The organism is Streptomyces spongiae, from assembly GCF_009377185.1.
Lineage (GTDB): Bacteria > Actinomycetota > Actinomycetes > Streptomycetales > Streptomycetaceae > Streptomyces > Streptomyces spongiae.
In genome coordinates this window covers 1-24,053 of sequence record NZ_VJZC01000045.1, presented here as the reverse complement: position 1 = coordinate 24,053, position 24,053 = coordinate 1, and the positions used below count along the sequence as shown (strand labels likewise).

The window sequence follows — 24,053 nt, the reverse complement described above, 5'->3', positions numbered from 1 at the left end:
TAGAGTTGCGGCGTCCGGTGCGCACCGGCATCGGACGCGTGGGGAGTCGACCGGCCCGGTGCGGCCGAGACGGGGGAGGGGCACCGGTGGGCAGCAGGGGAAAACAGAGGCGTGCGCCGAGCGGGGGCCGGCCTACGCGGCTGACCCGGCGGGGGAAGATCGTCACGTGGGTCGTCGGCGGACTGGCCGTGTCCGTCCTCGGCGTCGCCGGTGTCGGTACCTGGCTGTACCAGAGCCTGGACGGCAACATCGGGTCCGCCGACCTCGACAACAAGCTCGGCGAGGGCCGGCCGGTCAACCTCAGCCCCGGCTCCAAGAACATCGTGGTCGTCGGCTCGGACAGCCGCGACGGTGCCAACGCCAAGTACGGCAAGGACCTGACCACCATGCAGTCGGACACGCTGATGGTGATGCACATCCCGGCGAACCGGAAGTGGGCGACCGTGGTGTCCTTCCCGCGTGACTCGTGGGTGGAGATACCGGAGTGCGACAAGGGCGACGGCGCCACCTCCACCGCCCAACGCTCCAAGATCAACGCGGCGTTCGCGATCGGCGGCAGCACCGGCGAGGTCGGTTCCGCCGCCGCCTGCACGATCAGGACGGTCGAGGCGAACACCGGGCTGCGCATCGACCACTTCATGTCCGTCGACTTCCAGGGCTTCAAGGGGATGGTCAACGCCCTGGAGGGTATCGAGGTCTGCCCCGAGGAGGCCATCCACGACGAGAAGGCCCGCCTGGACCTGGAAGCCGGCTGCCAGACCGTCAAGGACGAGAAGGCGCTGGGCTACGTACGTGCCCGCTACGGCGTCGGTGACGGCTCGGACATCGGCCGCATCGGCCGCCAGCAGGAGTTCATGGAGGCCCTGGCCGAGAAGGCGCAGTCCAAGCTGACGAGCCCCAGCTCGCTGTACGGCTTCCTGGAGTCCGCCACGAAGTCCCTGACCACGGACGAGGACCTGGCCGGCATCAAGCCGCTCTACGGCCTGGCCTCCGAGCTCAAGGGCATACCGAAGGACCGGCTGACCTTCCTGACCGTCCCCAACTACCCGCGTGAGGCCGACGTGCCCGCCGACCGGGCCAACGTCGTGTGGCAGTACCCGCAGGCCGCCGACCTGTTCACCTCCCTCGCCACCGACAAGGAGGTCGACAAGAAGAAGCTGACGGCGGACGCGAAGAACCCGGTGTACGCCTCCTCCGTGCGCGTCCAGGTCCTCAACGGCACGGGAGTCAGCGGGCGGGCCGCCGCCGTCGCCGAGAGGCTGCGCGAAGCCGGACTCACCGTCGTCGGCACCGGCAACGCTCCCGAGAACACCCGCACCACCAAGGTCACGTACCCGCAGGCGCTGCGCGAGCAGGCCGAGGTCCTGTCCTCCCGGCTGCCCGATGCCAAGGCCATCCAGGACGCGGCCGCCGCCGCGGGCGTGGTGACGCTCGTCGTAGGGACGGACCTCGACCTCGACGCCATACGGTGACGCCACCGGGCCGGACACCACGCGGATCCGCGGTGTCCGGCCCGCTGCCCGAGGGGGAGTGACTCAGGCGACGCCGTCGGCGGCCTTGAGAATCGTTACGCCTCGCCGAACGGGACCCGCCCGGCTGACGCACCATCTATCTGACGCACCACCTATCTGGCTCGCCGCCTCCCGAGGCGTTCCACCTCCCGAGATGCCTCGCGGGCCTCCCGTTCGGCCCGGGCCAGTGCGTCGGCGGCGGTATGGAGCTGTTTCTCGGCCTGCCCGTGGTCACGGTCGGCCTGCTTGAGGACCTCCCGCTCCTGCCGCAAGCGCTGCTCCGTGGCCTCGACCTGCTGATGGGCCTGGTCCCGTCTGTCACGTGCCCGCTCCAGGGATGCTTCGGCAGCCGTGTGCTCCGCGCGCTGATCCCGTAGCCGCTGCCCCGCCGCTTCGGCTGCCTCGCGGGCCCGGGTGAGTTCCTCCTCCCGCGCGCGCCGCCGCACGGCGAGTTCGTCGGTACGCTCCGCCCGGGGCGATGCAGGCGCGGTCTGCGGCCGTGCGGAGGGGAAGGCGGCCGGCGGAGTGAGGGTGCTGTGCAGACGGCCGGCGGCCCACTGGTCGGCGGCGTCCGGGTCGGCGAGCACCGCGTTCAGGGTGGACTCGACGTCGTGCCGCACCGTGTCCGACAGCCGGTGCCCGGCTTCGAGGGCGAGCTCTGCCGCCTGCCGGGACATCGCGCTGACGATACGCCGCCGCTGCGCGGACAGTTCCTTGATCGCGTCGGGATCCAGGGCCCGGTGGGCCTCGCGCAGCGCGTTCCCCAGCTCCAGGAACTGCCGGCTCTCCTGCGGCCGGGAGCGCAGGAGCAGGTTCGCGGCCCACGCCGCCAGGGTGGGGCGACGGGCCGCGTGGATCCGGCGGGCGTCCTCGGCACGGCCTGCCGTCCGCGCGGCGGCGGCCAGCTCCTCGCGGCGTGGGACGAAGCGGGCCGGGGGAGTGGCGTAGAGCTCGTCGAGTACCGCTTCCACATCGTGCTCATCGCCGCCGCGACGACGTGCGCCTTTGCGCTCCATGCCCCCAGGCTCCAACGGGCCGGACATCGGCGCACTTCGACCTTCGAGCTTCTGTATTTGCCTAAACCCTTTAGGTAAATACATAATCGAGTAAGGAGAAGAAGGGGTGGTTATGGCACGCGTGGGACTGACACCGGAACGCCTGGCTCAGGCGGGTGCGGAGCTGGCCGACGAGGTCGGCTTCGACGAGGTGACCGTCTCGGCGCTCGCCCGACGCTTCGACGTCAAGGTCGCGAGTCTGTATTCGCACCTGAAGAACTCCGACGACCTCAAGACCCGGATCGCCCTGCTCGCCCTGGAAGAACTCGCCGACCGGGGTGCCGCCGCGCTGGCCGGACGGGCAGGCAAGGACGCCCTGGCCGCACTGGGAGACGTCTACCGCGACTACGCCCGCGAGCACCCCGGCCGTTACGCCGCGGCCCAGCTGAGGCTCGCCCCGGAGACGGCGGCCGCCAGCGCCGGCGTCAGACACGCACAGATGACGCGAGCGATCCTGCGCGGCTACGACCTGACCGAGCCGGACCAGACGCACGCGGTCAGGCTCCTGGGCAGCGTCTTCCTCGGCTACGTCACCCTGGAGCTCGGGGGAGGGTTCAGTCACAGCGCCCCCGACACACAGGAAACCTGGACGCGCGTCATCGACGCCCTCGACGCCCTGCTGCGGAACTGGCCCGCGCCGTCCATCCCGTCCGACTGAGCCGGCGCGCCGACATGGACCGGACACCGATCAAGAGGGTTGAGGCACCACACACCATGCACACCGACTGGACCACCACGCCCGTCACCGCGGACCTCCTGCGCGGCGCCCTCGACGTGGAGCGCACCGAGCACGGCGTGTTACCGCACCGGCTGCCCGCCTGGGCCCGCGCCCAGTGCGCCGACGGGCAACTGGCCATGGCCGAGGCCCAGCCGTCGGGCGTACGGCTGGTGTTCCGCACCCGGGCCACCGCCGTCGAACTGGACACGCTGCGCACCAAACGTGTCTACGTGGGGGCACCACCCCGCCCCGACGGCGTGTACGAGCTGCTCGTCGACGGTCACCTGGCCGGCCAGGGCAGCGTGACGGGCGGCAACATCATGACCATCGACATGGCCAACGGGACCGCCGAGACACAGCCCGGCCCGCCCGGCACCGTCCGCTTCACGGGCCTGTCCGACGCCCTCAAGGACGTCGAGATCTGGCTTCCCCACAACGAGACCACCCAACTCGGCGCCCTGCGCACCGACGCCCCCGTCGAGCCCGCACGGGACCCGGGTCGCCGGGTGTGGCTGCACCACGGCAGCTCCATCAGCCACGGCTCCGACGCGGCCGGCCCCACCACCATCTGGCCCGCACTCGCCGCCTCCCTGGGGGGCGTGGAACTGGTCAACCTGGGCCTGGCAGGCAGCGCCCTGCTCGACCCGTTCACCGCCCGCACCATGCGCGACACCCCCGCCGACCTGATCAGCGTCAAGATCGGCATCAACCTGGTCAACGCCGACCTGATGCGCCTGCGTGCCTTCACCCCCGCCGTTCACGGCTTCCTCGACACCATCCGCGAAGGCCACCCCACCACACCTCTGTTGGTGGTGTCGCCCATCCTGTGCCCCATCCACGAGGACACTCCGGGCCCCTGCGCCCCGGACTTCACCGGCCTCAGCGCGGGCCGACTGCGGTTCGTCGCCATGGGTGATCCGGCGGAACGCGCCGTCGGGAAGCTGACCCTCAACGTCATCCGGGACGAGCTGGCCCGCATCGTGGAGCAGCGGGCCGCCGAGGACCCGAACCTGCACTACCTCGACGGCCGCGACCTCTACGGGGACGCCGACTCGGCCGAACTCCCGCTGCCGGACCAGCTCCACCCCGACGCCGCCACCCACCGCCGCATAGGCGAACGCTTCGCCCGGCTGGCCTTCGCCGCCCACGGCGCCTTCTCGGACCGCAGCGGCTGAAGCGTCCGAAGTGACGTCCCCGGACAGCATGCCTACGTGCCGAGGGTCGGGCGGTGCAGATAGCCGCCGACGGGCTCGCCGACGAGCTTGCCGGCCCGCAGGACGTGGTGGCCTCTCAGGAAGGTGTCCGTGACCTGGGCGGTCAACTCGAAGCCCTCGAAGGGGGTGTACTCCTGCGTCGACTCCGACTCCGCGGCCCGTACCGTCCAGGTGCGGCCCGGATCGACCAGGGCGATGTCGGCGTCGAAGCCGGGTGCGAGGGCGCCCTTGGTGCGCAATCCGTAGCGCCGGGCCGGGTTCCACGAGGTCAGCGCGGCGATCCGGCCCAGGGACAGGCCACGCTTCGTGCCCTCCGTGATCACACCGGGGAGGAGGTACTCGGCGCCGCCGAACCCGGCCCTGGCGAGGAAGACGTCGTCCTCGGGCTCGCCGAACTTCATCTCCTCGCGGCAGCACGCGTGGTCGCTGACGACCCAGTCGACGGTGCCGTCGAGCACGTACTCCCACAGCGCCTCGACGTCGTCGCGGGGCCGCAGCGGCGGATTGACCTTGCCACCGACGCCGTGGGCGGTGGTGATGTCCGCGAGCAGATGCCCGACGGTGACCTCGCGGCGGAAGTCGATGTGCGGGAACGCCCGGCTCATCCGCACGGCCGCGTCGACCGCCTTGCGGGACGACAGGTGGAGCAGGTTGACGGTCGGTAACCCGGTCTCGTGGGCCAGGTAGGAGGCGATGGAGACCGCGAGCCCCTCGGAGTGCTGCGGCCGCGAGGCGCTGTAGGCGGCGAGCCCGGTCAGCTCGCCCGCCTCCTCGACCAGCTTGGTGTACGCGGTCATGATCTCGGCGGTCTCGCAGTGCAGGGAGAGCGAGATCTCGTCGGCGAGGTCCGGGAACCGCTCGCGTGCGGCCTGTACCCCACGCATGACGAACTCGAAGTGCGCGTAGTCGTACCGCTCGTCCTCGGGGATCATCAGGAACGCGTTCTGGTCGGCGGACCTGCCGTGCAGGCCGTGGCTTCCGTAGAACATGAAGACCTTGAACGAGGTGACACCGAACCGCTCGATCAGGTCGGGGATCTCGGCGATGTGGCCGCGCGATATCGGCGCGAGGTGGAAGCCGTAGTCGATGTGGGCGCGGCCCGAGGCGGCTTCGAGCACCTCGGGGAAGAAGTCGGCGTACATACCGCCCTTGTTGAGGTAGTACCGGCCGGTCCGCATGTAGGTCAGGGCGGTCGTCACCCCGCCCTGCGCGCACGCGCGGCTCTCGGTGACCGCGTCCTCGGCCGGCGGGTTGTAGATCCCCCAGTGCTGGTGGGCGTCGACGACGCCGGGGAACGCCAGCCTGCCGCCGGCGTCGACCACCCTACGGGCGCCTCCCTCGGCGAGGCCGGGTCCCACGGCGGCGATCCGCCCGTCGCTGACCGCGATGTCCGCGGTCCGGGCGTCGTCACGGTCGTGGGTGACGACGCGGGCGTCCTTCACCACCAGGTCGTACTCGGTCACGCCGTCCTCCTGACGTTGTTGTCCCGCACTCCTCATGCGCCGAGCACCCGGTTCTCCTCGGCCCAGAAGACGAGGCGTTTCTGGGCGAAACGGATGACGAAGTGGGCGATCAGGCCCAGTACGGAGAGCACCACCAGCACGGCGAACATCCCGGCGATGTCGAAGTTGTAGTTGGTCTGCAGCAGGAGGTATCCCAGGCCCTCCTTCGCGCCGATGAACTCGCCGACCACCGCGCCGAGGATCGAGAAGACGATCCCGATGTCGAGACCGGCGAAGAGGAAGGGCAGCGCGCTCGGCAGCCGCACCATCCTGAACACCTGGAACTTTCCGGCGCCGAACACCGTGAGCATCTGGATTCGGTCGGCGTCGGCCGAACGCAGCCCCTCGATCACGTTGACCAGCATCGGGAAGAACGAGATCACCGCCGCCATGACGACCTTGCTCGTCATCCCGAAGCCGAACCACACGACGAACAGCGGCGCCAGCGCCACCTTGGGCACGGTCTGGAAGGCGACGACGTACGGCATGAAGGTGCGCTCGATCAGCCGCACCTGCGAGATGGCGGTGCCCAGCACCAGCGCCGCCCCCACGCCGAGGAGGAAGCCGTACAGCGACTCCAGCACCGTGACCTTCAGATGGCCCCAGAACAACGGGTCGGCCAGCTGCGTCCGCAGGGCGTCGAGGATCTGGGAGGGGCGCGGCAGCACGTAGTCGTCGACCCCGAAGGCGGGGACAGCGAACTCCCAGGCCAGCATGACGACCACGAAGACGGCGGGAACGAGCAGCAGTTCGGGGCGCTCCCTCAGGTCGACGCGGAGGCGCTTCATGAGTCGATCACGCCGGCGATGCTGAAGTGCGCGCGGATCCGCGCCACATGGACCCCGGCCCGGTCCGAGGCCATGGCGGCGAGCGCACGCGGGCGGTCCAGCCCGATGTCGACGATCTCGGCGATACGGCCGGGACGGGGGCTGAGAACCACCACGCGGTCGGAGAGGAACACCGCCTCGGGGATGGAGTGGGTGACGAACACGACGGTCTGGCCGCTCTCCCGCCAGATCCGCAGCAGCTCGACGTTCATGTACTCGCGGGTCATGGCGTCGAGCGCTCCGAAGGGCTCGTCCATCAGCAGCACGGCCGGGTCGTGCACCAGGGCCCGGCAGATACCGGCACGCTGCTGCATCCCACCGCTCAGCTCATGGGGGTACGTGCCCTCGAAGCCGTCGAGGCCGACCATCCCGAGCAACCTCTTTGCCCGCTCCCGGTACACACGGGTGTCGAGCTTGCGTACCTCCACGGGCACCATCACGTTCTGCAGAATCGTGCGCCACGGCAGGAGCGTGGCGGCCTGGAAGACCATGCCCACTTCGGGCAGCGGCCCTGTCACGTCGCGGTCCGCGACCCGGACCGTGCCCTCGCTCCTGGGGACGATCCCGGCGAGGATCTTGAGCAGCGTGGTCTTGCCGCACCCCGAGGGGCCGACGACCGAGACGAACTCACCGCGCCGGACGGTGAAGGTGATGTCCGAGAGCGCGTGGGTCGGCCGGGACCTGCGCGGCCGGTAGATCTTGTGCAGTCCGTCGACCTCGATCCAGCGGTCTTCGTCCATGACGGCTTCCTGACCTCCCTGCTGGTGGCGTCCGGTCGCTCGCTACTTGGCCGTCTTCGCTTTCTGGATCACAGCCGCGCTGTCGAAGTCGTTCGCGCCCTGGAGCAGGCTGCCGTCCCACAGCTCCGCGAGATCGACGTCCTTGGTGATCTGGCCGGACGCCTTGGTGTAGGCGACCGTCTTCTTCCACTCCGCGTCGCTGATGGCGCCCCAGTCCTCGAAGGTCTCGGGCCCACCGGAGGAGGGGACCGCGGTCCTGATCCACGCGTCGAGGCTCTTGCTGTCGTCGCCGACACGGTCGTCGGCCTTCTGGCCGGTCAGGAGCCGCGGGAAGACCTCGTAGCCGTCGCGCATGGCGGCCTCGGGGTTGACGGCGGAGAAGAGCAGTGCCTTGTACGAAGCGCGCAGATAGCGCGTCAACACGTCCTTCTTCTCCTTGAGGGTCCTCTCGGTCACCGCGAACGTCAGGGAGCGGATGCCCTCGAAGGCATCGGAGTTGTCCAGGTAACGGAACTCCGCGCCGGTGTTCTCGATCGTGGTGTACGCCTGCGTGAACAGCGCGAGCACGTCGACCTTGCCGTCCTCCAGCGCGGACAGAGCCTGCGCGCCCACACCTACCGGCAGCAGCTCGATGTCCTCGGCCGCGTCGAGGCCGGCGTCGTCCGCGTACGCCCGGGCGTAGATGGCCGATCCGGAGGCGAGGCTGATGACACCGACCTTCTTGCCCTTGAGGTCGGCCGGGGTCTTGATCTCGCTGTCCGGCCGGACCGCCATGCGCCACGGCCAGTTCCGCACCAGACCACCGATGGCCCTGACCGGGACGCCCTTCTCCCGCGCGGCGAGGATGGCTCCGGCGTCGGCCGGTGTGATGTCGGCGCTGCCCGAGGCGACGGCCTGGACCGCGGCGACCGAGCCGTCCGTGTTGATCACGTCGACCTTGAGCTTCTCCTCGGTGAAGTAGCCTTCGGCGTCCCCCACCGCGTAGGTGGCGACCTCCTCCTTGGGGGCGACCACGGCCGAGGCGATGGCCACGTCGAGTGTCGCCCGGGCGCCTAACTCGCCTTTGGAGGAGGACGAGGACGAGGAATCCCCGTCTCCGCAGGCGGAGAGCGTGGTGAGGGTGGCAAGGATGGCGGCGCTGACGCCGACCCGCAGGGAGTGCTTCATGTCCGGCACCTCTCTCGATCCGTTGGACCAGGGGCATCTACGCGCTGTTCCTCGCGGAGTGCGGCTCAGCCGTGGCGCTTGACGACGCACTCCTTCTCGGTCAGCGGACGTGCGTCGCCGGCCACCCTCCTGCACACGACGCGCGACTTCGAGATCCCGTCGTCGGTGCGCCAGACCTCCTTCAGGACGATGCTGTGGCCCTTTCTGTCGCCGTAGAGCGGTGCGTCGGTGAAGTCGATCGTGCCCGTGGCCATGCCCTGAAGCTTGACGGTTCTGAGGTTCACCCAGGTCGCCGCCCGGCTCTGCGGGTCGCCACCGCGTGTGGCCGCCCAGTACAGCGCGCGCGTCGCGTCGTGGGACAGGGCCGTCTGGCCGCTGGCGAACGCGGGCGTGTCGTAGCGGACGCGCTGCTTGTCGAGCCCCGGCAGGTATTTGCGGGCATCCTCGTAGAACGTCGTCCCGGAGGCCGCTTCCTCCAGTTCGGCGAGGGCGGCGTGGTACAGCGTCACGTTCGGGGCCACCGCGTCCTCGCCCTGCGAGAAGTCGGCCTTGGAGAGGTCGTCGCCCGTGATGACGGACATCTTCTTGCGCGCGCAGCCGGGTTCCGTACCGAGCTGGGTCATCAGGGGATCGACGTCCTCGACACGGCCCGCGAAGTAGATCACGGACGGCACGCGGTCGCCGCGGCAGATCTCCTCGGTGTGCAGACGGAACTCGGGCTTTCCGCCCTTGAGGGTGTAGTGGCGCTCGGGCAGCGGCGTGAAACCGTACTTGTCGAGCATCGCACCGCCGTAGCGCGCCTGTTCGGTGGTGTAGCGGTCGTCGGTCTTCTTGGTGTCGCGGGCCAGCACCAGCGCGTACTGCGGGGTACCGGGTGTCCTCAACTGCTTGGCGATCAGACCGAGTTGGGAGGACTGCCATTCGTCCGTGGCGGCCAGACTGAACCAGTTGGCGAACTCGCGCGGCAGATAGGTCGCGGAGTTCGTCCCGGACACGACGGGCAGCCCGGCGTTCCTGAGCTTGCGGGTCGTCGCCGTACTGGACTTGAGGTCGCGCCCGGTGCCGACGACGCCCACCACCGTCGGGTCCTTCGCCGCGTAGGCGGCTATGGCGTCGGCCATGTCGGACTGGTGGTGCAGGTCCACACCGCCGTTGGCGATCAGGACGCGCAGCTTCACGGTGAAGGTGTTGTTGATGACGGACTGCGCCAGGTATACACCCGCCAGTTCCTCCAGGCCCTTCACCGGTGAGGAACCACCGTCGGGGTCGGCGCTGAGCGGGCCCGCGTACACGAGGGTGACGTAGTTGTCCCGGTGGTCGGCGAGGACGTCGGCGTTCTCCGTGCGGATGCCGTCCTCCAGCTCGGCGACCGTCCAGGGCACCGCTCGCCCGTCGGACAGCGCCTTGGCGTCCGGCTCCTTGGCGTCGTCCGGCAGCCAGTCGGCGAAGCGCACGTCGTCCGTCGCGATTCCTATGCACTCGGTCCCGCCGTCCGGCGCGGGTCTGCGCTCCGTGTCACGGTTGGCGGTCAGGACGGACGAGGAGCAGTACTCGTCGGAGAGTCTCGCGGTGCGCCAGGCGGCGGTCGCGGCGGTCAGGGCCAGCACGAGGGCGAGCGTGTGCAGGGCCCACACCACGCGGGCGACGGTGGGCCGTGTGGCGGCCTTCACGCAGTGCCGCTGTCTGTCCGGCAGCGGCCGCAGCTCGTCCTGGGGCAGTGGGATCTTCAACACCCAGGGCAGGACGGCCCGTTCGCGGCTCGGCGACTGCTCCGCGCGCAGGTTCCTCGCCCACTCGTCGTACCAGCCCCGCAACCGGGCCTGGAACCCCTGGTCGGTCCCACTGGCGCGTACCCCCTGGACGACGCTGCGCTCCAGCAGCCGTACGTCGGCAGCGGGGACGGCCGCCACGAGGAGCAGTGGGTCCAGTTCGCTCCGGCGGCTGCGCACGTCGCTGACGGCCTTGATCAGTTCGATGCCGCCGTTGTCCGTGCCGATCCGCGGTACGAACAGCATGGGCGGGCGCAGGCGTTTGAAGCCGCGCAGATCCCAGCTCCGGCGACGGTGGTTGTCCCGCAGGTCCTCGAACAGGGCCAGGACGTAGAGCTGGAGCTGGAACTCGTGGCCCGCCTTCAGCGCCTCCGCCACGTCGTACGCACGCGCCGCGATCGCCTTCCACGAGCGGACCGGCCGCAACAGCGACACCTCGGTGGGACGGTCCTGGGCCGCTGCCCTGAGGAAGGTCGTGGTCATGAACCAGCGGCTCTCCCGGCGCAGCCACAGGAAGATCGGAGCGCGCCCGGGCAGGACGTAGTTCAGCACCGCCAGCAGCAACAGGAAGCCGACGCCCGACGCGACAGCCATGTACCAGTCGCTTCGGGCGAGGAGCGCGGCAAGGACCGTCACCAGGCTGGCCGGGAGGATGTGCGCCATGTCGAACATGGGCAGCCCTGAATGCCAACGGGCGGACCCGTCGGGACGCCACCGCTGTTTGGCCAACTGGTTGAGCAGGTCCTGCGCCGGATCGTGGCCGGCCTCCGCGGCCGCGGATCCGGTGGGCGGACCGGGCCAGTCCGTGCCCAGTGCGCGCACGGCGTCCTCGATGGCGTGCACGAGCCGAACGCGGGGGAACGCGTACCGCCGGTAGATCGAGTGCCGGCCACCCCATCGCTTCGGGTCGCCGAGATCGCGCACGAGACGCGCCGCCCGCAGGACCTCCGTCGCGCCCTCCTGTGCCGCGGGCGCGACGGCACAGCGCGTTCCGTGTGTGTCCTGCCCGTTGCGCAGTTCGCCGACGAGGCCGGCCACCTGGGTGTCGTCGGCTGCTTCCTCGGCGTGCAGGACCACGACCGGCATGGGCGGCTCACTGGTGCGGAAGTCCCCGATGAGCGTCTCCAGCTGCCGCTGGACCTCGATCCCGCCCTCGGTCGACATTCCGGGATGATCCGCCGAGCAGGTCTGCAGTCTGTCACGATCCCCGTTGCGCACGTTCGTTCTCCCCCGTTCCACCGCGCCCACCGACAAGCTCACTTGACTTTCCGTGGGACAGAAGTGGTTTCCCTCGTACCTACGTGCACTAAACGAACTCACGGGCGGCGAAACGGCAACGGGACCCAGGGCGTCGGAGCACGGGCCGAGTGGCGGATCCGGACCTACTGGGGCGTCAGGGGGTGCCGTTCCAGTCGTACGGTCCGCCGCCGCGCCACTCGATCAGTTCGGGGTCGTCGATGGCCCGGTCCTCGGTGGGCAGGTCGGCGCCGTGCAGGAGGTCCAGCACGTCGAACAGGCTGTAGGCGATGCCCACGTCCTCGCCATGGATCGTCACCTGCCGCCCGCCGTCCGGCGAGGGCGGCAGCACCACCACAGGGGCACGGCTGTCCATGCCACCACCATGCACTGGAAGCGGCCGCACCGCAGTTCCACAGCCCCAGGCGAGCGAGTGGGGAGGGCTGCTGGACGGCCGTGGGTGGATTGCAGTTCTCCTCTCGAATGTAGTATTTCTTATACATGAGCGAGCAGGTGCACAACAGGCTGGCGATGGTGCGCGCCGAACGGAAGGTGTCTCGTCAGAGCCTGGCCGAGGCCGTGGGGGCGCACTACCAGACCATCGGCTACATCGAGCGGGGGCAGTACAACCCGAGCCTCGATCTGGCGCTGAAGATCGCGAAGTACTTCGGGCTGCCGGTGGAGGCGCTGTTCTCCCTGGAACCGTTCCGGCCGCTCACCGACGAGGTCTACGGGAGGAAACAGCCATGACGACGACGCGGATGACCGGCTACGACCGGAGCATGCTGAGGCTGATGAACGACCCCAGGGGGCGGCCTCTGTACGCCACCGCCGCGCGCCGACGCCTGGCCGTGGCCGCGCATGTCGCGCTGACCGTTGCCATCGGGTCGCTGATGACCTACTTCTACCTCGCGAAGGCGGAGCCGATGTGGGCCGTCGTCGCGGTGGCGGTGCTGTTCCTGCCCTGGGCGGTCGCCACGGGTGCGATCAACGCCGCCACCCGCGGCCTGCTGGAACTGCGCGAACGCGCCCTGGACGAGCGGCAGTCGGCCGAACGCAGCCGGGTCCTGGCCGTTTCCCACCGGGTGATGACCCTGCTGCTGGCCGCCGCCGTGGCCGGCCTGCTGATCGCGGGCGCGTCCGGGGGCGACGCGCTCACGGCGTACGCGGCGCCCCTGCTCGTCGCCGTCCTCGTGCCCCACTGGCTGATGCCGTTGTGGGTGGCCGGGCTCATGGCTCAGGACGAACCGGTCGAGGACGAGGGTCTCGCGGGTTGGCCGCGGCCGAGTGTCTCGTGAGTCGGCCGCTGCTCAGGTCCCGCGGTTCAGGTCTTGCGGTTCAAGTCTTGCGGTTCAAGTCCCGCAGTTCATTGTCTCCACGGAGCAGAACTCCACCGCGGGGTAGTGCGGCGACGGCTGGTCCAGCAGGGGCTGCGGCTTGTTCCGCAGGTGCAGGTCGAGGAAGGCCCCGGTGTACCGGCGGGTGATCTGGGCCGCGCGGGCGGCCGGCAGGGTCGCGCCGATGTCGAGGCCGAGCTGTTCCGCGAGGAGCCCGACGTCGGTGAAGGAGGCGTGCTCCGCTCCGGCGACCACGAGCCAGCGCTTCCAGCCGGTCAGGTGCTTCCAGTCGCGCTCCCAGGCGGCGGCCGGGCCTCCCCCTCCCGGGGTGTAGGCGGATTGCCTGCCAAGGAACAGGAACGGTCGAGACAGGCCGCTGTCGGGGATCGGGAGTTCGGCGGTGCCGTCGATGTCGATCCCGGCCCGTATCCGGGAGTCGGCCACCATGGCGGTGCTGGTGCTCGCGCCTCCCACCGAGTGACCCGCCATCGCGATCCGGCGAGGGTCGATCAGCCCGGCGCCCTTCCACCTGGGGTGCGGTCCCGTCAGTTCATCGAGCACGAAGGACACGTCGGCAGCCCGGCCCGCCTCGAGCTTCTGCCAGAACGCCAGGTCATGATCGACCTCGCAGGCCGCGCAGGTGGTGACTCGCCCGTCGGGGAAGGTCGTGGCGACATTCTCGTACGTGTGATCGACTCCGGCCACTACGTAGCCGCGGCTCGCCAGGTCCTCGGCCAGAGTGGTGAGCGTGGCGCGTGGCTTGGAGAAGCCGGGTGAGAGCACGACCAGGGGCAGACCGCGCCGACGTCCCGCGGGCCTCGCGTCGCTGACCGCGTTGGTGCGCGTCGTGCTCAACACGTCGAGTGGCAGGCCGGTGATGCCGCCGTCCTCGAGGAGGAGCTCGGACTCCTTCGGCGTCATGTACTGGGCCGGTCGGCCGCCCGACGGCTCCGCCGGATACCACAGGGAGACCATGAGCTCCCTCTCGTTCCGCCCGGGGACCCACGGGTCGGGGCGGGAGGTGTCTGTCAGATGGAGGAACGTTCGGCCGACCGGGTGCCGCCCGGTGGGTTCAGGTACGTACGGCGTGGTGCTCGCGTCGGCCGACGCGTCGGCGGAAACGTGGGCTGCGGAACCGGCCGCGGCGGAGGCGCCTGCGATGGATGCGTCGGTCGTGGAGGCGGGCGCGCACGCCGCCACGACGAGGAGCCCGAGGACGGCGGCAATGCCTCGGCGAAGCACCCGATGAGTTGGTGGTGCGGTCATGGTCGTTTCTCCTTCGGTCGTCAACTCCGGCTCCCCGGACGCTAGGAGCGGGGCCGGACCGGGCGCGTCGGCCGTCGGGGCCGTTTCCGGTACCGCGTCGGGGGGACGTCCGTCGGAGTCATCCCTGCGATGTAGTCGACCGGTGTATCCCGGGTGCTCGCAGTGATCATCAGGATGGATGTCGCCGGCCGCGACGTCGGTGAGAATGAGCCGGTGACGACCGTGCCTATGACGGACCGACTGCGGAAGCGAGTCATACCGGACCGACTGAGGGAGTGGGCAGCCCTGCTGACCCGCCCGACGGGTCCGGTTCCCCGGCTCACCCGGCGCGGGCAGATCTTCGACGTGCTACTGGCGCTGGCCATCGGCATCGGCGCCGTCTACTACGTCCTCGACAACATGACCGCCGTCGTCGACCGGGGAGACCGGCCCGCACCCAGCCCTGGTGCGTGGATCGGTCCGGTGATCGTGGGGGTCGTCGCGGCGGCACCCCTGGCGCTGCGGCGCCGGTACCCGCTCGCCGCGCTGTGGATCGTGCTGGCCGCGGTCATGGTGACACCGCACGACGCACCGCGGCTCACCTTCTACGCCTGTGTCGTCGCCGCGTACAGTGCCGCGGCCTACAGTCCCCGTCGCCTTCCGACACTGGCGAGCCTGGCCGTCGCGGTGCTCCTGGTCAGCACGGACGCGCCGTTGCCCACGGTCCCGGCCCAGTACGCCCCGTACCTGATCCTGGTACCGATCGTCGTGGCGGCCAACGGCCTGCGCACATGGAAGCTCAGGACCGACGAGGGCCGCAGACGCCTGTCCACGCTGGAAGGAGAGCAGGCCGAGGCGCTGCGCCGCGCCGTCGAACACGAACGCGCCAGGATCGCCCGCGAGCTGCACGACGTGGTGACGCACAACGTGAGTGTGATGGTCATCCAGGCCGGTGCCGCCCGCAAGGTCATGGAGGCCCGTCCCGACCAGGCCCGTGAGGCGCTCCTCGCGGTCGAGGCCGGTGGCCGGGCGGCGATGACGGAACTGCGCCACGTCATGGGGTTGCTCACCACGGACACCCCGGTCGGCCCCGGCGGCACCCACCCGGCGGATCCGCCCCAGGTCACCGGTTCGGCCGGCCTGGCGGGCATGGTGGATCTGGCGCCCCAGCCGGGCCTGGACCAGCTGGAGACGCTGGTCGCAGGCGTGCGCAACACCGGGATGCCCGTCGAGCTGACCGTGACCGGGCCGACGCGTCCGCTTCCGCCCGGCATCGAACTGGCCGCCTACCGGGTCGTGCAGGAAGCACTGACCAACACGGTCAAGCACGCGCCGGGTGCGAGCGCTGCCGTCACCGTCGACCACGCCGCGGACCACCTCCGCGTGGGCATCACCGACACCGGCGGCACACCGGGGCCGTCCGCGCCCCGTACGTCCCCCGCCGCCGGTGCGGACGGAACCGGTCGCGGGCTGATCGGCCTGCGCGAGCGCCTCGCCGTCTACGGCGGAACCCTGCACACCGGACCGCACCGTGCCGGTGGCTACCGCGTCACCGCACTCATCCCGCTGGAGGCCTCGTGACCGGATCGCCACGCGTGGTGATCGCCGATGACCAGGCACTGGTCCGCACCGGCTTCCGGATGATCCTCACCGCCGACGGCATCGACGTGGTCGCCGAGGCGACCAACGGCACGGAAGCCATCGAAGCGGTCCGGCGTACCCGGCCCGATGTGATCCTCATGGACATCCGGATGCCGGAACTGGACGGCCTGGAAGCCACCCGGCGCATACTGACCGGAGCGGACCACGAACCCCACGTGATCATCCTGACCACGTTCGACCTCGACCGGTACGTCTACGCGGCCCTGTCCGCCGGAGCCGCCGGTTTCCTCCTCAAGGACATCACCCCCGAGCACCTCGTCGCCGCCGTGCGCATGGTCCGCTTCGGCGACGCGCTGCTGGCACCGGCCATCACCCGCCGTCTCGTCGAACGGTTCACCCGTCACGAACCTCACGCCACCGCGATCCACCGTGACCTGGCCGCACTGACCCCACGGGAACGGGAAGTCCTGCAGCTGCTGGCCCAGGGCCTGAGCAACGCCGAGCTCGCCGGCCACCTCCATCTGGCCGAGGCCACCGTCAAGACCCACGTCGCCCGCATCCTCGCCAAACTCGGACTCCGCGACCGCGTACAGGCCGTGATCGTCGCCTACCGGACGGGACTCGTCAGCCCGACGGGGGACCACCAGGCAACGTGACCTGTGCGTTCGCAGGTCACCGCGGCGGGTGCCACACTTGCCACGTGGCCGTCTCGCCACTCCCGGGCGGTACGTCCCAGGCACACCACGTCCGGTGGATCGGTGCTGTCTGCCCTCCCCTCCTGTCGGGGCTCCTCCTTGCCGCCGCCGCGGCGTCCTGCCGTCCTCCGAAAGGGACAGAGGAGGTCTCTCAGATGAAGACCCGTCTTCGCGACGCTGCCGTCGCCGTCGTCGCGGTGTCGACCGCCGTCGCTCTCGCGGACTGCGGACAGGGCGGGGGCAGCGGCGGCGACGGGGGCGGCGACGCGCGTATCGGTCTGCTGTTGCCGGACGCCACCACGGCTCGCTGGGAGACGCAGGACAAGCCCCTCATCGAGAAGGAGATGAAGGAGCTGTGCGACGACTGCACGGTCGAGCATGCCAACGCCAAGGGTGATGTGGCCACGCAGCAGCAACAGGTGGACTCCATGATCACCAGGGGTGTCGACGCGATGGTGCTCGTGGCCGTGGACGCCAGATCGCTGGGCGCCGCGGTCGAGAAGGCGGAGCGGGCGGACATCCCGGTGATCGCCTACGACCGCCTCGCCGAGGGCCCGATCTCGGGCTATGTCACGTTCGACGGCGAGGAGGTCGGCAGGCTCCAGGGCCGGGCACTCCTGACGGCCATGGGCGACAAGGCCGACGGCGGTCAGATCGTCATGATGAACGGCGACCCCAACGACCCCAACGCGATCGCCTTCAAGAAGGGCGCGCTGTCCGTGCTGAGCGACAGGGTCAAGATCGGCAAGGCGTACGACACGTCCGGCTGGCGGGCCGAGGTCGCGAACATGAATATGACCTCAGCGATCTCCGCCCTCGGCGCCGACAACATCGACGGCGTCTACGCGGCCAACGACGGCCTCGCCGCCGGCAGCATCTCCGCGCTCAGGGCGAACAAGGTCAGCCCGCTGCCGCCGGTCACCGGACAGGACGCCGAACTGGACGCCGTACGACGCATCGTCGCCGGCGACCAGTACATGACGGTCTACAAGCCCTTCGCACCCGAGGCATCCGCCGGCGCCGCCATGGCCGTGGCCGCGGCCCGCGGTGAGAGTCTCGACGCCGTCGGAAAGGACAGGGTGCGCGCCAGCACCGGCAAGACGGTGCCCGCCGTCCTGCTCACCCCGGTGTCGGTGACCGCCGGCACCATCAAGGACACGCTGCTGAAGGACGGCGTGTACACGGTCCGGCAGATCTGCAGCACCCCGCAACTGATGGCGGCCTGCGACAGGGCCGGACTCACCGGGTAGGCCGGTCTCCCATCGGCCGCGCTCGCGTCGGGAAGTCGGGAAGAAGGAGATGGTCGCGTGCCCGCTCCACCCCTGCTGGCGCTGCGTGGCGTGTGCAAGCGTTACGGCGTCCTTCAGGTGCTCGAGGACATCGAACTGGAGGTGCGTGCCGGTCAGGTCGTCGCGCTTCTGGGCGACAACGGGGCCGGGAAGTCCACCCTGGTGAAGGTCATCTCGGGCGTCGCCCCCGCAGACAAGGGCGTCATCGAGTGGGAAGGCCGGAACGTGCAGATCAGGCGCCCCCACGACGCCCGGGACCTCGGCATCGCCACTGTCTACCAGGACCTCGCGCTGTGCGGGAACCTCGATGTCGTCGGCAATCTGTTCCTCGGCCGGGAGATCCGCAGGTTCGGGTTCCTGGACGAGGTGGAGATGGAGCGCCGCACCCGGGAGCTGCTGGAGCACCTGGCGACGGGCGTGCCCGATCTGCGGGCCCCGGTCGTCTCACTGTCCAGCGGTCAGCGGCAGACGGTCGCCATCGCCCGCTCGCTCCTCGGCGACCCGCGGGTACTCCTTCTGGACGAACCGACCGCATCTCTGGGTATCCGGCAGACCAACGAGGTCCTGGACCTCGTCGACCGGCTGCGCGACCGGGGCCTGGCTGTGCTGCTGATCAGCCACAACATGGGTGACGTCAAGGCCCTCGCGGACCGAGCCGCCGTGCTGCGGCTCGGCCGCAACAACGGGTTCTTCGACGTGAACACCGTGTCCCAGGAGCAGATCATTTCCTCCATCACCGGTGCCGCGGAGAACGTGCCCCGCCGTATGGCATCCCGGGAGGAGGAGTGGTGAACGACAGACGCAGAACGGCGGACGAATCCCGGGACGACCCCGACACTTCCACCAAGGGGACCCGCCCGCCGCACCGCGGGCGGCGCGTCACCGACGCCCTGGAGAGCCGGGCCACCGCCTTCCGGGTCAGGCTGGGCCTCGGCGAACTGGGCTCGCTCCCGGTCGTCGTGGTCCTCGTCGCGGTCTGGATCGTCTTCCAGTCCCTCAACGAGAACTTCCTCTCGCCGCGGAACCTCTCCAATCTCAGCGTCGACATCGTCGGTACGGGACTGATCGCGGTCGGCATCGTCTTCGTGCTGCTCATCGGCCAGCTCGACCTGTCGGTCGGCTCGGTCAGTGGTCTCGCCGCCGCCGTGTTCGCCGTGCTGAACGTGAACAGCGGCGTGCCGGAATGGCTCGCGCTCATCATCGCGGTGCTCACGGGCACCGCCGTGGGAGCCATCCAGGGCTTCTCCTTCGCGAGAACGCGCGTGCCCGCGTTCGTCGTCACCCTCGCGGGGCTGCTGACCTGGAACGGCCTCATGCTCTACATCCTCGGCACCAGTGGCACCATCAATCTCGACGAGAACGGTCTCGTGGCCGATCTGACCAGCTACTACTTCACCCACGACAGCGCCGCCTACGGTGTGGCGGCGATCGGCGCGGGTCTGGTCTTCCTCGCGTCCTACCGTGACAGGCAACGCCGTAAGGCGATCGGCATGCCGCACCGCTCGCTTGTCGAGATCGGGATGCGCACGGGAGTGCTCGCGGTGGTCGCGTTCGCCGCCGCGTTCGTGCTGAACCGGTTCCAGGGGCTGCCACTGGCCTTCCTGATCTTCCTCGTCGTGGTGGCCGGCCTGGACATCGTCCTCCGCCGCACGCACTACGGACGGCAGGTCTACGCACTCGGCGGCGGTGTCGAGGCGGCCCGCCGCGCCAGCCTCGGGGTGATCCGCGTGCAGACCGCGGTCCTCGCCGTCTCGGGCACGATGGCGGCGATCGGCGGCCTGTTCCTCGCCTCCCGGATCACCTCGGTGAGCCAGGCCTCGGGCTCGGGCGTCCTGTTGCTGAACGCCATCGCGGCGGCCGTCATCGGCGGCACCAGTCTGTTCGGCGGGCGCGGCACCACATGGTCCGCGGTCCTCGGCATGCTGGTCATCGAATCGGTCGCCTCGGGCATGGCGATCACGGACACCCCTGTTGCCGTCCAGTTCATGATCACTGGTGGGGTCCTGTTCGCCGCGGTGGTCATCGACTCCTTCGCCCGACGCTCCCAGGAAGCACACGGCCGCGCCTGAAGCGGAACGACTTCGTTTGGATGAAGATCCAAGATTTGCTCGCGGCGTGCCTCTTGTCTTCTGCCGGACCGACTCCTGGGCCATAGTGACGCCATACGCGATTCGGAAGTGAGTTTCCGCATCGTAGAAGTCGCTAGGAGGGGTGCCAGTGTCGCCATCCGTACCATCCCCTGTCCGACGTGTCGCACGTCTGCTGCGCACGTCGCTGTTCGTGCAGGTCACCTGCGCGCTCGTCCTCGGAGTCGCGGTCGGACGACTGTGGCCCGATGTGGGCACAGCCGTTCAACCGCTCGGTGACGGCTTCATACGGCTCATCAAGGCGCTCATCGCACCGCTGGTGTTCTGCGTCGTCGTGACCGGAATCGCCAAGGCCGGAAACCTGAGGGCATTCGGGCGAATCGGCCTGAAAGCCCTGATCTGGTTCGAGGTCGCGACAACCTTCGCGCTGCTCATCGGGCTCTTCGCCGGAAACCTGTTCCAGCCGGGCGTCGGTATGAACGTGGACCCCGCGAAGCTCGACTCGGCCGCCGTGAACGCCAAGACCGGCGGCGGCGAACTGCCCTCGACGAGCGAGTTCGTCCTCCACTCGCTTCCCGAGAGCGCGGTCGGCGCGTTCGCCGAGAACGCGCTGCTCCAGGTGCTGGTCCTCGCCTGCCTGGTCGGCGCCGCGCTGCTGCACCTGGGGCACACGAAGGTGCCCGCGATCCTGCCCGCCGTCGAACAGGTCCAGGACATCGTCTTCACCGTCGTCGGCTACATCATGCGGCTGGCGCCCCTCGCGGTGTTCGGCGCCACCGCCCACCTGGTCGGCGAGTACGGGCTCGGCGTGATGTCGACCTACGGCAAGCTGATAGCCGTCTGCTACGGGGTGGCGCTCCTGTTCCTCGCCCTGCTCGCCGTCGCCCTCAAGGCGGTCACCGGACTGAGCCTGTGGAAGTTCGTGCGCTACACGCGTGAGGAGATGCTGCTCGCGCTGGGCACGGCCTCCAGCGAGAGCGTCATGCCGCGCATGATGCAGAAGCTGCGCCAGGCCGGCTGCCGCGACGACGCCGTGGGTCTCGTGCTGCCCACCGGCTACTCCTTCAACCTCGACGGCGCCTCCATCTACCTCTCCATCGCCACGCTGTTCATCGCCCAGGCGGTCGGCGTGGACCTCAGCCTGGGCCAGCAGGTCAGCGTGGTCCTGATGCTCATGCTGACCAGCAAGGGCATGGCGGGTGTGCCCGGATCCGCCTTCCTCGCGCTGTCCGCCACCGCCGCCGCCCTCGGAGTCATTCCGGCGGGAGCCGTCGCCCTGCTGCTCGGCGTGGACCGCATCATGGACTCGATGCGCGTCGCCACGAACCTGCTCGGCAACTGCGTCGCGGTCTTCGCGGTCTCCCGCTGGGAGGGTGCCCTGGACATGGTGCGCGCCAAGAAGGTTCTCGGCGGTGACATCGCCTTCGTACCCGAGGAAGGCGACCCGCGTACCCAGGATTCCGGGGAGACCCGGACGGAGGAAGCCCGACCGTAAACCCATGGCCCCGCGCCCGGTCGCCGGGCGCGGGGCCATGTGGCGCGAAGCCGTGTGGCGCGGGTCGACTACAGGGCGGCCGCGGCGCTGTTCAGGTTCTTGGCGGCCAGGGCGAGTCCCTCGGTCTGGGAGTAGGCGGCGTCCTCGTGCTCGATGTTCACCGCCATGTCCGGGTCGATCTCCGCGAGGGCGCGCAGGAACTCGGTCCAGAAGGGGACGTCGTTGCCGAGGCCGACGGCGACGAACTTCCACGCGGGGTTCTCCGGCCAGGCGTTGCACCAGAACCCGTAGCCGGTGGGCACCTTGCCGGGCGCGTCGGCCGGTACGCGGGTGAACGACGTGTCCAGTACGCCGCGGATGTCGGCGCCCGGGCAGAGCGTCGCGTCCTTGGCGGCCGCGTGGAACACCAGCGGGCCCAGCCACTTGATGGAGGCGACGATGTCCATGCCCTGCCACATCAGGTGGGAGGGGTCCATCTCGGCACCGACGTTCGTCAGGCCCCCCTCGTCGACCAGCCGCTTCAAAGTCACCGGCGAGAACACGACGTTGTGCGGGTGCATCTCGATGGCGACCCGGACGTCGTTCTCCCGGGCCAGGGCGTCGATCTCCTTCCAGAACTCGACGGCCACGCCCCACTGGTAGTCCAGGACGTCCATGTAGACGCCGTCCCACGGGTTCACGACCCAGGAGGGGTACTTGGCGTCCGGGTCGGAACCCGGTGTGCCGGACATGGTGACGACGTGCTTCACACCGAGCAGGCCGGCGAGGCGGATGGTGCGGCGCAGGTCGTCGGCGTGCTTCGGGCCGACTCCCGGGAGCGGGTTGAGCGGGTTGCCGTTGCAGTTGAGGCCGGTCAGCTCCATCCCGCGGTCGGCGAAGGTCGCCAGGTACTCCGCGCGCGCCGTGGCCGAGGACAGCAGCAGGTCGACCGGGCAGTGCGGAGAGGGGATGAAGCCACCGGTGTTGACCTCCACGGAGGTCAGACCGTTCTCCTTGAGGATGTCGAGCGCTTCGGTCAGCGTGCGGTCGTGCAGGCAGGCGGTGTAGGCGCCGAGCTTGAGAGCCATGTGTCGGTTCCTTCTGTACGGGTGGTCAGGCGGCGGGCGGAACGGTGACGGCGGCGCCGTCGGCCCGGGAGGAGGCGACGACGGCCTGGATGATCTCCATGGTCCGCAGCGCGTCGGCGAAGGTGGCGCAGGCCGGAATCGGCTCGGCGACGCCCGCGACCTGGTCGAGGAAGGCACGGGCCTGGTAGGTGAAGTTGTCGCCGTTGCTGGCGCCCACACCCGGCGCCTCCATCGGGACCCCGCCCGCGAAGTACGGCAGGTTCGGGCCGGCGATGATCTGACGGGCGCCACGCGTACGGGCGTCGGGCTGGGCGTCGTCGAAGAGGTACTCGGCGGGCCGGTGCTGGTCGAACGCGGCCCGGCCGCCCAGGCCCAGGATGTCGAAGGCGAGCCCGTTGGGCAGGCCGAAGCCGGTGCGGGTCACCGAGAAGGTGCCCACGAGCCCGGACTCGAAGCGAGCGGTGAAGGACGCGGTGTCCTCGTTCTCGACCTCGCCGAACTCGTCGGAGACCGGAGCGGCGTTGTGCCCGACGACCGCGCCGAGCGGCAGGGGCCGCTTGGGGATCTGCGTCGACAGCGAGGCACCGGAGACGGAGACGATGGGCCCGGCGACGTACTCGGCGGCGTCGATGACGTGCGAGCCGACGTCCCCGAGGGCACCGGAGCCCGGGCCGCCCTTGAACCGCCAGGTCAGCGGCCCGTTCGGGTCGGTCGCGTAGTCGCACCAGTACCGGCCGCTGAACAGCGAGAGGTCACCCAGCTCGCCCCGCTGGACGTGGTCGCGGATCGCGGCGATGCCGGGGGAACGGCGGAAGGTGTAGCCGACGGCGGTCACGACCTCGGCGGTGCTCTCCAACTCGGCCATGGCACGGGCGTCCTCGAGCGATCCGGCCAGCGGCTTCTCACACAGCACATGCTTGCCCGCCGCGACCAGCGCCTGAGCGATGGGCCGGTGCAAGGCGTTGCCGACGACGATGCTGACGGCGTCGATCGTGGGGTCCTCGACGACGGCCTCCCAGCTCGGCAGCGCCTTCTCGAACCCGTAGCGGCGCGCGGCGTCCTCCCCGAGCGCGACGTTGGCGTCGGCGATCGCGGCGAGGCGGACCGGCGGCAGGCCGGTGCCGAAGACCGTGTTGACGTTGCGGTATCCGGCGGCATGGCTGCGGCCGGCCATGCCCGCTCCGATCACCGCGACGGAGAGGGGTTTGGCGGACGTGGTCATGGCGGTGCCTTTCGAAGTGATGAGAGATGAGAGACGCGAGATGAGAGGGGTGGCGGGCCCCCGGGGTGCCGTCAGGGGCGCGCGGCCAGGTATTCGTCGATCTTCTTCCGCATGAACGCGGAGGATTCCTTGGCTCGTTCCTCCCAGGCGAAGACGCAGGCGGTCAGGGTGCCGTCGAAGTCGTTCGCGCGGAGCTCGCGGAAGAGTTCGTCGAAGTCGACCTCGCCCTGGCCGATGTCGAGGTGCTGGTGGATACGGGCGGGGGTGCCGGGCGG

The 24,053-nt window shown here is 69.9% G+C and carries 22 protein-coding genes; 11 read left to right on the top strand and 11 right to left on the bottom strand.

Features of this window, described 5'->3' with window-relative positions; translation table 11 throughout:
* Nucleotides 1-86: 86 nt before the first annotated feature.
* The gene (locus tag FNH08_RS09915) at nt 87-1,472 is read left to right on the top strand and encodes an LCP family protein (RefSeq protein WP_407704347.1); all 1,386 of its coding nucleotides are present in this window, start codon (nt 87-89) and stop codon (nt 1,470-1,472) included.
* A 152-nt stretch (nt 1,473-1,624) separates the two neighbouring features.
* Here FNH08_RS09915 and FNH08_RS09910 read toward each other — a convergent pair whose 3' ends face one another.
* Complete coding sequence (locus FNH08_RS09910; RefSeq protein WP_152771058.1) at nt 1,625-2,527, bottom strand: hypothetical protein; 903 nt, start codon at nt 2,525-2,527, stop codon at nt 1,625-1,627.
* Between the two features lie 112 nt (nt 2,528-2,639).
* On the opposite strand from FNH08_RS09910, the gene FNH08_RS09905 reads away from it, so the two are divergent.
* On the top strand, nt 2,640-3,224 hold the full coding sequence (locus FNH08_RS09905) for a TetR/AcrR family transcriptional regulator (RefSeq protein ID WP_152771056.1): 585 nt from the start codon (nt 2,640-2,642) through the stop codon (nt 3,222-3,224).
* A gap of 56 nt (nt 3,225-3,280) precedes the next feature.
* A complete protein-coding gene (locus FNH08_RS09900; protein WP_152771054.1) occupies nt 3,281-4,459 on the top strand; it encodes a GDSL-type esterase/lipase family protein in 1,179 nt (392 codons plus the stop codon).
* 32 nt (nt 4,460-4,491) lie between these two features.
* Here FNH08_RS09900 and FNH08_RS09895 read toward each other — a convergent pair whose 3' ends face one another.
* The 6 genes from FNH08_RS09895 to FNH08_RS09870 all read right to left on the bottom strand — a co-directional run bounded on the left by FNH08_RS09895 (nt 4,492) and on the right by FNH08_RS09870 (nt 12,115).
* Nucleotides 4,492-5,961: a dihydroorotase gene (locus FNH08_RS09895; RefSeq protein ID WP_322724134.1), complete on the bottom strand. Its 1,470-nt coding sequence runs from the start codon at nt 5,959-5,961 to the stop codon at nt 4,492-4,494.
* A gap of 32 nt (nt 5,962-5,993) precedes the next feature.
* Entirely contained in the window at nt 5,994-6,788 is a 795-nt protein-coding gene (locus tag FNH08_RS09890) for an ABC transporter permease (protein ID WP_152771051.1), read from the bottom strand.
* Nucleotides 6,785-7,567: an ABC transporter ATP-binding protein gene (locus FNH08_RS09885; RefSeq protein WP_152771049.1), complete on the bottom strand. Its 783-nt coding sequence runs from the start codon at nt 7,565-7,567 to the stop codon at nt 6,785-6,787. Before FNH08_RS09885 ends, FNH08_RS09890 begins: the two co-directional genes overlap by 4 nt.
* A 42-nt stretch (nt 7,568-7,609) precedes the next feature.
* Nucleotides 7,610-8,734 carry an ABC transporter substrate-binding protein gene (locus FNH08_RS09880; protein WP_152771048.1) on the bottom strand — a complete coding sequence of 375 codons (1,125 nt, stop codon included), beginning with the start codon at nt 8,732-8,734 and terminating at the stop codon, nt 7,610-7,612.
* Between the two features lie 65 nt (nt 8,735-8,799).
* The gene (locus FNH08_RS09875; RefSeq protein ID WP_152771046.1) at nt 8,800-11,667 is read right to left on the bottom strand and encodes a type 1 periplasmic-binding domain-containing protein; all 2,868 of its coding nucleotides are present in this window, start codon (nt 11,665-11,667) and stop codon (nt 8,800-8,802) included.
* 229 nt (nt 11,668-11,896) lie between these two features.
* Nucleotides 11,897-12,115: a hypothetical protein gene (locus FNH08_RS09870; RefSeq protein WP_152771044.1), complete on the bottom strand. Its 219-nt coding sequence runs from the start codon at nt 12,113-12,115 to the stop codon at nt 11,897-11,899.
* 125 nt (nt 12,116-12,240) lie between these two features.
* Between FNH08_RS09870 and FNH08_RS09865 the strand changes: the two genes are divergently transcribed.
* Nucleotides 12,241-12,489, top strand: a complete 249-nt coding sequence (locus FNH08_RS09865; protein WP_152771042.1) for a helix-turn-helix transcriptional regulator — start codon at nt 12,241-12,243, stop codon at nt 12,487-12,489.
* Nucleotides 12,486-13,037: a hypothetical protein gene (locus FNH08_RS09860; protein WP_152771040.1), complete on the top strand. Its 552-nt coding sequence runs from the start codon at nt 12,486-12,488 to the stop codon at nt 13,035-13,037. Before FNH08_RS09865 ends, FNH08_RS09860 begins: the two co-directional genes overlap by 4 nt.
* A gap of 54 nt (nt 13,038-13,091) precedes the next feature.
* Here FNH08_RS09860 and FNH08_RS09855 read toward each other — a convergent pair whose 3' ends face one another.
* Nucleotides 13,092-14,342: an alpha/beta hydrolase family protein gene (locus FNH08_RS09855; RefSeq protein ID WP_152771039.1), complete on the bottom strand. Its 1,251-nt coding sequence runs from the start codon at nt 14,340-14,342 to the stop codon at nt 13,092-13,094.
* A gap of 228 nt (nt 14,343-14,570) precedes the next feature.
* On the opposite strand from FNH08_RS09855, the gene FNH08_RS09850 reads away from it, so the two are divergent.
* The 6 genes from FNH08_RS09850 to FNH08_RS09825 all read left to right on the top strand — a co-directional run bounded on the left by FNH08_RS09850 (nt 14,571) and on the right by FNH08_RS09825 (nt 21,489).
* Nucleotides 14,571-15,902: a sensor histidine kinase gene (locus FNH08_RS09850; protein WP_152771078.1), complete on the top strand. Its 1,332-nt coding sequence runs from the start codon at nt 14,571-14,573 to the stop codon at nt 15,900-15,902.
* Nucleotides 15,899-16,579: a response regulator transcription factor gene (locus FNH08_RS09845; protein WP_322724130.1), complete on the top strand. Its 681-nt coding sequence runs from the start codon at nt 15,899-15,901 to the stop codon at nt 16,577-16,579. The genes FNH08_RS09850 and FNH08_RS09845 overlap by 4 nt, the downstream gene beginning before the upstream one ends.
* 194 nt (nt 16,580-16,773) lie before the next feature.
* Nucleotides 16,774-17,868, top strand: coding sequence for a substrate-binding domain-containing protein (locus FNH08_RS09840; protein WP_152771037.1), 1,095 nt, complete (start codon nt 16,774-16,776; stop codon nt 17,866-17,868).
* Nucleotides 17,869-17,925: 57 nt separating this feature from the next.
* Nucleotides 17,926-18,699 carry an ATP-binding cassette domain-containing protein gene (locus FNH08_RS09835; protein WP_322724128.1) on the top strand — a complete coding sequence of 258 codons (774 nt, stop codon included), beginning with the start codon at nt 17,926-17,928 and terminating at the stop codon, nt 18,697-18,699.
* A gap of 98 nt (nt 18,700-18,797) precedes the next feature.
* Nucleotides 18,798-19,976: a sugar ABC transporter permease gene (locus tag FNH08_RS09830; protein WP_152771075.1), complete on the top strand. Its 1,179-nt coding sequence runs from the start codon at nt 18,798-18,800 to the stop codon at nt 19,974-19,976.
* Nucleotides 19,977-20,124: 148 nt separating this feature from the next.
* Nucleotides 20,125-21,489: a cation:dicarboxylate symporter family transporter gene (locus FNH08_RS09825; RefSeq protein ID WP_322724126.1), complete on the top strand. Its 1,365-nt coding sequence runs from the start codon at nt 20,125-20,127 to the stop codon at nt 21,487-21,489.
* A gap of 68 nt (nt 21,490-21,557) precedes the next feature.
* Here the strand turns inward: FNH08_RS09825 and FNH08_RS09820 are convergent, their stop codons facing one another.
* The 3 genes from FNH08_RS09820 to FNH08_RS09810 all read right to left on the bottom strand — a co-directional run.
* Nucleotides 21,558-22,556, bottom strand: coding sequence for a sugar phosphate isomerase/epimerase family protein (locus FNH08_RS09820; protein WP_152771035.1), 999 nt, complete (start codon nt 22,554-22,556; stop codon nt 21,558-21,560).
* Nucleotides 22,557-22,581: 25 nt separating this feature from the next.
* Nucleotides 22,582-23,778, bottom strand: coding sequence for a Gfo/Idh/MocA family protein (locus FNH08_RS09815; protein ID WP_152771033.1), 1,197 nt, complete (start codon nt 23,776-23,778; stop codon nt 22,582-22,584).
* Between the two features lie 71 nt (nt 23,779-23,849).
* Nucleotides 23,850-24,053: TIM barrel protein (locus tag FNH08_RS09810; protein ID WP_194238435.1), on the bottom strand; the 204-nt coding region annotated here is incomplete at its 5' end.